At 44.0% G+C, this 8,986-nt stretch carries 7 protein-coding genes and 2 pseudogenes; all 9 read left to right on the forward strand.

The features are described from left to right. Nucleotides 1-403 precede the first annotated feature (403 nt). Nucleotides 404-817 carry a YjdF family protein gene (locus tag Q0191_RS00820; RefSeq protein ID WP_297662951.1) on the forward strand — a complete coding sequence of 138 codons (414 nt, stop codon included), beginning with the start codon at nt 404-406 and terminating at the stop codon, nt 815-817. Between the two features lie 221 nt (nt 818-1,038). Next, the gene (gene glmS, locus Q0191_RS00825; RefSeq protein ID WP_297662953.1) at nt 1,039-2,850 is read left to right on the forward strand and encodes a glutamine--fructose-6-phosphate transaminase (isomerizing); all 1,812 of its coding nucleotides are present in this window, start codon (nt 1,039-1,041) and stop codon (nt 2,848-2,850) included. 213 nt (nt 2,851-3,063) lie between these two features. Further along, a pseudogene (locus tag Q0191_RS00830) lies at nt 3,064-4,112 on the forward strand (LLM class flavin-dependent oxidoreductase). 252 nt (nt 4,113-4,364) lie between these two features. Next, nucleotides 4,365-5,363, forward strand: a complete 999-nt coding sequence (locus tag Q0191_RS00835) for a uroporphyrinogen decarboxylase family protein (protein ID WP_297662954.1) — start codon at nt 4,365-4,367, stop codon at nt 5,361-5,363. A 15-nt stretch (nt 5,364-5,378) separates the two neighbouring features. Next, nucleotides 5,379-6,263 (forward strand): transporter substrate-binding domain-containing protein, encoded by an 885-nt coding sequence (locus tag Q0191_RS00840; RefSeq protein ID WP_297662955.1) that lies wholly within the window; start codon nt 5,379-5,381, stop codon nt 6,261-6,263. A gap of 21 nt (nt 6,264-6,284) precedes the next feature. After that, entirely contained in the window at nt 6,285-6,977 is a 693-nt protein-coding gene (locus Q0191_RS00845; RefSeq protein ID WP_297662957.1) for an amino acid ABC transporter permease, read from the forward strand. Between the two features lie 3 nt (nt 6,978-6,980). Next, the gene (locus Q0191_RS00850; protein ID WP_297662959.1) at nt 6,981-7,667 is read left to right on the forward strand and encodes an amino acid ABC transporter permease; all 687 of its coding nucleotides are present in this window, start codon (nt 6,981-6,983) and stop codon (nt 7,665-7,667) included. A 12-nt stretch (nt 7,668-7,679) separates the two neighbouring features. Continuing rightward, nucleotides 7,680-8,444, forward strand: a complete 765-nt coding sequence (locus Q0191_RS00855; RefSeq protein WP_297662961.1) for an amino acid ABC transporter ATP-binding protein — start codon at nt 7,680-7,682, stop codon at nt 8,442-8,444. A 427-nt stretch (nt 8,445-8,871) separates the two neighbouring features. Next, nucleotides 8,872-8,986: pseudogene (locus Q0191_RS00860) on the forward strand (Clp protease); the annotation flags it as partial.

Here is an 8,986-nt window from a genome sequence, read left to right on the forward strand (position 1 = left end):
TCCTAGCACTGTAAGGTAAAATAAACCAGATCATCTCCCTTCGGGGAGATTTTTTGTTTCACTAAAATTTTCGTACAATCTTCGGCTCGTCGCCTTGTCTAGAAACATTTTATCCAGCAAGAATAAAGCTCTCTGATCTCAGAGGGCTTTTTTGTTTTCACTAGGATTTTAGCCCGAGCTCAAATTAGCTCTCTGACTTCAGATGTTTTTCGTTAGCCTTACTTTGTCTTCGATCGGTACAATTTTTAGCTTTCCTTGAATTTTTTAGAAAATCTTGCTAGACTGTAGCTACTAAGATAAAAACACAGTTCTGGTTGGTAGTCCAGACGCAAAAATCCATTTTTTGTCAGTAACCTTCCTCCTTGGTTGTCCATTCTTAGGGATTTTTAAAGGAGGTGCTGTCATGGATAGGATTTCAATGACGCTGACAGTTTATTTTGAAGAGGGATTTTGGCACGGTCTTTTCGAGCAGGAACATGCTCAATCTTATAGAGTCTGCCGAGTCACCTTTGGTGCAGAGCCTAGCACGCAGGAACTGCTGGATTTTCTAAACCGTTATTATCATCGGTTGCAGTTTAGTCCTAGCATCAGGGTGAAGGAAAAGACTAAGTCGGTCAGTCCTAAACGCCTGCAGAGACAGGCTAAAAAGGAGCAGATGGCTTCACGTTCTTCAAAGTCTCAGGAAGCGCTGCAACTGCAATTTGAAGAGCAAAAGCAAGTTGCTCGAGTCAAACGCAAGCAGCAGAAAGAACTGGCTAAGCAAAGGAAATTCGAACTCAAACAGCAAAAACGATTGGAAAAGCACAAGGGGCATTGAGCCTGCTTTTTCTTATTTATATGGGAAAGTCTTCCGATGGGAGGCTTTTTTGTTTTTAAACAAATTTTTCTTGTCTCAAAACTATACCAATTTTATGTTGACAAATGTCAAATCGGTGTGTATAATGTCTTTGTCTCTCGATAAAAAGATAAATAAGACTATACCAATTTTTAATAAAGGAGGAACTAGCTTTTTGCCAGCAAAAGGCTAGAAATAAATCTATGTGTGGAATCGTCGGAGTTGTGGGAAACCGCAATGCAACAGATATTTTGATGCAAGGACTTGAAAAGTTAGAATACCGAGGCTATGATTCGGCTGGAATTTTTGTGACAACAGGAGAAAAATCTAGCCTGGTCAAGTCTGTTGGTCGGATTGCAGATCTTCGTGCCAAGATTGGCATGGATGTAGCGGGTTCAACAGGTATTGGGCATACGCGCTGGGCAACCCACGGAAAACCAAGTGAGAATAACGCCCATCCTCACACTTCTCAGACAGGCCGTTTTGTTTTGGTTCACAACGGTGTGATTGAAAATTACCTGGATATCAAAAATAACTATCTTGCTGGTCATGATTTTAAAGGGCAGACAGATACAGAAATTACAGTTCATTTGATTGGGAAATTCGCGGAAGAAGACGGTCTCTCTGTTCTTGACGCTTTCCGCAAGGCTCTTCACATTATCGAAGGTTCTTACGCTTTTGCCTTGGTAGACGCTCAGGATCCTTCTACGATCTACGTTGCCAAAAACAAATCTCCGCTTTTGATTGGCTTGGGTGACGGCTACAATATGGTCTGCTCCGATGCCATGGCTATGATTCGTGAGACCAGCGAATACATGGAAATCCATGATAAAGAGCTGGTTATCGTGACGGCTAATAGCGTAGAAGTGCAAGACTACGAAGGCAATGTTCTTGAACGTGGTAGCTATACTGCTGAGCTGGACCTGTCTGATATCGGCAAAGGTACTTATCCTTACTATATGTTGAAGGAAATTGATGAGCAGCCAACCGTGATGCGGAAGCTGATCAGCACTTATGCGGATGACAATAATAAGATGTTGATTGATCCTGCCATCATCAAGACAATCCAAGAAGCGGATCGCATTTATATCATTGCTGCTGGAACTTCTTATCATGCGGGTTATGCTTCTAAACGGATGTTGGAAGAACTGACGGATACGCCAGTTGAACTGGGTATTTCTTCTGAATGGGGCTATGCTATGCCGCTTCTGAGCAAGAAGCCACTTTTCATCTTTATCAGCCAATCTGGTGAGACAGCTGATAGCCGTCAGGTTTTAGTCAAGGCTAATGAACTGGGTATTCCTAGCTTGACAGTGACTAATGTGCCAGGCTCAACCTTGTCTCGTGAAGCCAAGCATACCCTGCTTCTCCATGCTGGACCAGAAATCGCTGTAGCTTCAACCAAAGCCTATACTGCACAAATCGCTGCCCTAGCTTTTTTGGCCAAGGCGGTCGGTGATGCCAATGGCAATGAAAAAGCCAAGAAGTTTGACTTGGTTCATGAGCTGTCTATCGTAGCCCAGTCTATCGAGTCTACTCTTTCTGAGAAAGAATTGATCGAAAGCAAGGTTCGTGACTTGTTGGCGGAAACTCGCAGCGCCTTTTATATCGGTCGTGGTCAGGACTATTATGTGGCGATGGAAGCTAGCCTTAAGCTTAAGGAAATTTCCTACATTCAGTGTGAAGGCTTTGCGGCAGGAGAACTCAAGCATGGTACTATTTCTCTGATTGAAGAGGGAACACCTGTTCTAGCCCTACTTTCAGACGAGGTCTTGGCTAGCCATACTCGCGGAAATGTTTCTGAAGTTGTGGCGCGTGGAGCCAAAGTTTTGACTATTGCGGAGGAAAATGTGGCTAAGGATGGAGACGATATTGTCCTGAGCCAAGTTCACCCTTATTTGTCACCAATCTCTATGGTGGTGCCAACTCAATTGATTGCATATTTTGCAACCTTGCATCGCGGATTGGATGTGGATAAACCACGCAATCTCGCTAAGTCTGTAACGGTAGAATAACCGTCTTAATGAATCTCGATAAGAATACCAAGCCTCAGATTTTTCTGGGGCTTTTGGTATGGTGTTTTGGTGATGGTGCTCTTTTGAAGTCTCTTTCTATCATGACAAAACCATGTTATTCTATGCAGATGGACAATGAAGTGAGTATTATTTTTGCATATATTACTAATTAGCGATAAAATATTTTCATCTTAAATATCAGGAGGACAGAACATGGTGGAATTAGGTATTTCTACTTTTGGAGAGACAACGCCACTGGAGGGGACAGGGCAGACCTATACTCATGACGAACGGATTCGGCAGCTGGTAGCAGAGATCGAGCTGGCAGACAAGGTGGGGCTGGACGTGTATGGTATTGGAGAGCATCACCGAGAGGACTTTGCCGTCTCTGCACCGGAGATTGTGCTGGCGGCTGGTGCTGTCAAGACAGAGAAGATTCGCTTGACTAGTGCTGTCAGTGTCTTGTCGAGCTTGGATCCTATCCGAGTCTACCAGCAGTATGCGACGATTGATGCTTTGTCAAATGGCAGAGCAGAGGTCATAGCTGGTCGTGGATCTTTTATCGAGTCCTTTCCGCTCTTTGGCTATGACTTGAAGGATTATGAAGAGCTTTTTGATGAAAAGTTGGATCTGCTCCTCTATGCTAGTGCCGAGACGCGGTTGAATTGGAAGGGTAAGCTGACGCAGACTATTGACAATCGGGAAGTCTACCCACGGGCGGTGCAAGAAACACTGCCGGTTTGGGTAGCGACGGGAGGCAATGTTGAGTCCACCATTAAGGTCGCCCAGAAGGGCCTACCGATTGCGTATGCCATTATCGGTGGACAGCCTAAGCGCTTCAAGCCCCTGCTGGATGCGTATCGCCGGATTGGACGGGAAAGTGGTCTCTCAGATGAAAAGTTGAAGATCGCTGCCCACTCTTGGGGCTGGGTCATGGAGGACAATGAGGAGGCGGTCCGGACTTACTTCCATCCAACCAAGCAGGTAGTGGACGCTATCTCTAAGGACCGCCCTCACTGGCGGGAGATGACCTATGAGCAATACCTAGATCAGGTAGGACCAGAGGGGGCCATGTTTGTCGGTAGTCCTGAAAAGGTCGCTCAGAAATTGATCAAGATGATAGAGGAGCTGGGACTGGACCGCTTCATGTTGCATCTGCCCTTGGGATCGCTTCCGCATGAGCAGGTTCTCCAGTCTATCGAACTCTTTGGCACAAGGTTGCACCGCTTGTGCGGGAGTATTTTGCAGCTAAGGGTAAGTAAGATCGAAGTAGAGGTCTTTTGATAAAGATTGCCTATCTCTCCCATAGAAAATATATATCTTGCCTTTCTAAAAATAGTAAGAAAAAACAGGTTTTTCATCGAAAGCTGAAAAACCTTGGTAAAGCTAGCTCGAGCTAGCTTTTTTAATTTACTCTTATAAATATTTTTAATCGGGCTGATAGGAAATATATATTTGGAAAGCTCACTTTTCAGTGATATGATAATAGCAATCAAATTGAAAAGGAGCAAGTTATGTCTAAAAGAGAGTTGGTTTTAAAAGCCTTTAAGGGGGAAAAAGTTGACCGAGTACCAGTTGGTTTCTGGCATCATTTTACCAGCGAGGATGAGTGGCTGGCTGGTTTTGGCAATCAGACTATTATTGATAAAAATTTGGCAGGCCATCAAGCATTTCTATCAGAAGTCAAGCCAGACTTTGTCAAACTGATGAGCGATGGTTATTTTGCCTATCCGAATGAGCGCTTGAAAAAAGTCCAATCTATCAAGGACTTGGCAGATATCGAGCCGTTAGGCGCCGACCATCCTTGGATCAGTGAGCAGGTGGAGCTGGTTCAAAAGATTAGGGCCGGCTTCACAGAGGATTTGGTTGCTATTTACAATATTTTTGCGCCGGTGACCTACTTCAAATGGTTGGTTGGCAAGGTTGCTGGGGGAGATGACATCATTGCAGATTTTCTAGCAGAAGATGCGGAAGTGACAAAGCGGGTGCTGGATGTAATTGCTCAAGATATTGCGGCTCTGACAGAGCGCATTATCAAGGAAGCTGGTGCGGATGGAATTTACCTTAGCGTTCAGAGTATTCAGGATGCGCGAGTGTCGGCCGAAGACTACAAGGCTTTCATCGCTCCTAGTGAATTAGCGGTGCTGGAAGCAGCCAATGCAGCTGGCGGAGTAAATATTCTGCACATTTGCGGTTACGAAGGCGCGCGAAATGACGTTCATCTTTTCACAGATTATCCAGCTCAGGTTATTAACTGGGCAGTGGGGCCAGAAGGCATCAGTTTGGCAGAAGGTCGCAAATTATTCGGCGGTCGGACTGTTCTTGGTGGCTTTGAAAATGGCAAGACTGGTTTGCTCTACACAGGTAGCCAAGAAGCCATTCAAAATGAAACCAAGCGCTTGATAGCAGAGGCTGGCAAGGATGCTTTGATTATTGGGGCTGATTGCACCATCCCAAGCGATATTGATTCAGAGCGGATTGAGTGGGTTCGCCAAGCAGCAAGTTTAGCATAAAAAGGAGACGAAAGAATGAGTAAGAAAAAATGGATTATCGGTGGAGTAGCTGTGATTGCTATTGTCGCTGCGACTTATTTGGGACGGACCTTGACGGGGGCTTCATCCAGCAAGGCGAGTAGTTCGACATCAGGCAGTGACAAGGTCACGACTTTAAAAGTAGCTCATACGCAAAACTACGTTCCTTACGACTTTTTGGATGAAAAAGGCCAGTCAGATGGGTATGAAGTAGCAGTACTCAAGGCCATTGATGAAAAATTGCCAGATTATCAGTTCGAATATACTGGCACTAGTGATGAAGATCTTTTGATTGGTTTGGAATCTGGGAAATATGATATCGGAACCAAGGGAGCTTGGTACACTGAAGAGCGGGCGAAGAAGTTCATCATTCCAGAAAGCCCAATCGGTGCTAGTATCATCGGCTTCACCATTCGAAAAGCGGATGCAAATAAATTTAAAAATATTGATGATTTTGCCAAAGAAAAAGGGAAATTAGTACCGATTTCACCACAGAATGCTCAATGGACAGTGATTGAAGAGTACAACAAAAAGCACAGTGTTAGTCCAATTGAGTTGACCGCAGCAGAGTCTTTTCAGATAGCGGATGCCTATGCTTGGGTCTTGGAAGGACGCTATGATGCCTTCTTTGATATCAAATTGTCCTTTGAAAAAGCTGTCACAGACAAGGCAGGTTCCTATCATCAGTATGCGGACCAGTTGAGCTGGTTCCCTTATAAGGGTATCCCTACTTATCCACTCATTCATAAAGATAAAAAGAATGAAGAGTTTGCCAAAGCCTATGAAAAGGCTATTAAAGAGCTAGAAAAAGATGGGACACTCTCTAAATTATCGGAAAAGTACTTTGGTGAAGATGTCTTTTCTTATGTAGATAAAGACTAAAAGCTGGAGAAAGGAGACCGTATGGTCGCTTATGATTTGTCCCGTGTTTTTGGCCTGCTGCCTGGTTTGTTACAGGCTTTGCCGACTACTTTATGGATTATGTTCGTGCCGGTTTTAATTGGCTCCTTGCTAGGTGGTCTGTTGGCCTGGGCTCAAGTTGCGGAGGAGCAGACTTTTGCTGGTCTAGCTAGAGGGTATATATTTATCCTTAGATGTACACCGCCTATAGTCCTGCTCTTCTTGGTCTTCTATGGCATTCCAGAGTTTTTAAAATGGTGGTTGGGACTGGATATTAATAATTTGTCCCGGACCGTATTTGTCATTATTACCATGATTCTGCTCTTTGCGGCCATGATTGCAGAAGTTTTCAAGGCAGCCTATCTTGCTGTTTCCAAGGGACAGACCGAGGCGGGTCTCAGTATTGGCTTGACACCAGTGCAGACTTTTCTGCGGATCATTCTGCCACAGGCTTTTCGCATCGCCCTGCCCAATTTGACTACCGCCTTTCTTAATCTCATGCGGGATGCTGCGTTGGCCTATACGATTGGAGCAGTTGATGTCATGGGAGCGGGGCAAAATCTTATCAGTCGTAATCTAGGCAATTATTCCCTCGAAACCTATACAGCGGTGGCCTTGATTTACTGGGGGATTGCCCTAGTGGTTTCGCTGGCTTCCCAGCTTCTGGAAAAAAGTCTGACAGTCAAGGAGAGGTAAAGCATGGATTTGAATTATATTGTAAATACCTTTCTGGTAACGTTGAAAGGCATACCGATAACCTTGACCATTATGGTAGTGGCTATTCTGCTCAGCTTTCTTCCGGCTCTGCTTCTAGCTCTGGGACAGATTTATAAAGTTCGAGGTGTGCGGACCTTTTCAGTGGTTTATCTGGCCTTCATTCGGGCGACTCCGCCCATTTTACTTATCCTCTTTTTCTACAGTCTTTTTCCTAGCTTACTGAATCAAATTTTCAAAAGTCTGGGCAGTCAGGTAGACGTCTTTAAGTTCAATCCGCTTTACTATGCTTTCATTATTTATAGCCTGATGACAACAGGGAGTTTGTCGGAAATACTGCGCTCTGCCATTTTGACAGTGGATAAAGGGCAGTTGGAGGCGGCTCAAGCGATTGGTTTAACGAATTTTCAAGCCTATCGGAGGATTGTTTTTCCTCAGGCTCTGCGCTCTGCCCTGCCCAATCTGGCCAATCTGGTTATCAATCTAGTCAAGGGAACTTCGCTGGTATTTGTCATGACGGTCAAGGATATCACAGCCTTGGCTAAGATAGAGGCCTCCCATTCTTACCAGTATTCAGAGTCTTACCTGGTGATTTTTGTTATTTATCTCATTATTTGTGGCTTGATTCAGTGGATGTTTAGGGGCTTGGAAAAGCGCTACGCTCTTGCTTAGGAAGGAAAGATTATGTTAGAAGTAAAACATATCTCCAAACGATTTGGAGAGCATCAGGTGCTGGCAGACGTCAGTCTCAAGGTTAATCAAGGCGATGTTGTGGTTATCCTGGGGCCCTCAGGCTCTGGGAAAACAACATTTCTGCGCTGTCTAAATCACTTAGAAAAAGCGGATAGCGGCCAGCTGACTTTGTCTGGTAAGGACTATGATTTGGCTAAACTCAGCAAAAAGGAAATTTTGGAAATACGCAGAAAGACGGCCTTTGTCTTTCAGCACTATAATCTCTTTGCCAATAAAACCGCCCTTGAAAATATCTTAGAGGGCTTAGTGATCGCTCGTAGGATACCGAGGGAAGAAGCGCTTGAGATTGCAGAAGAGTCTTTGAAGCGTGTGGGACTTTTAGCCTACAAGGACTACTATCCTTCTCAGTTATCAGGCGGTCAGCAGCAGCGGATTGGGATTGCCCGTGCCATTGCTGTTAAGCCAGATGTCATCCTGCTGGATGAGCCAACTTCGGCTCTAGATCCGGAACTGGTCGGCGAAGTCCTTAGTGTCATGAAACAGCTGGCTCAGGAGGGAGTGACCATGGTCGTTGTGACCCATGAGATGAGCTTTGCCCGCGATGTGGCCAACCATGTCATCTTTATGGACGGAGGTCACATCATCGAAGAAAATCCTCCACAGGAATTCTTCACCAGTCCCAAGGAGGAGCGGACCAAACAGTTTCTGTCCCGCATTCTGTCGGATGCCAGTTATAGTGTAGAGTATATGATTTAACTTGTATCAAAATAGAGAAGCTTTCTTCATGTTTTTATGTGGAGGAAGTTTTTTGATTTTAAAAAATTATGTAAATTTTTTACTCAAACCTATTGACAAGTGGGAATGAAGAGTGTATAATTACAAATGTAAACAAAAAGTTTACGCAGAATGTATTCAGAAGATGAGGAAATAGCCAGTAGGCGATTATTTTTGGGAGGATTAAAAGTTATGTAAAATCATCTCTTCTGAAAGAAATTTGATTCACTCATAAAAGTAGAGACTGACTCAGTCTTGATTTTTGGAAATAAAATAAGTTATGTAAAATAACAGATAGGAGAAAATCTCCCAAATGAATATTTATAGTAGATAAGCAAAAGATTTCTTATCTAAAATTTCAGCAAAAATAGAAATTATGTAAAGAAAAATATAAAAGTGAGGCAATACTATGAACAATAATTACAACAATTTTAACAGTATGGATGACCTTTTCAACCAACTCATGGGGCGTATGGGTGGCTACAATAGCGAACATCGACGCTACTTGATCAATGGTAGAGAGG

Source organism: uncultured Streptococcus sp., from assembly GCF_938036805.1.
Taxonomy (GTDB): domain Bacteria; phylum Bacillota; class Bacilli; order Lactobacillales; family Streptococcaceae; genus Streptococcus.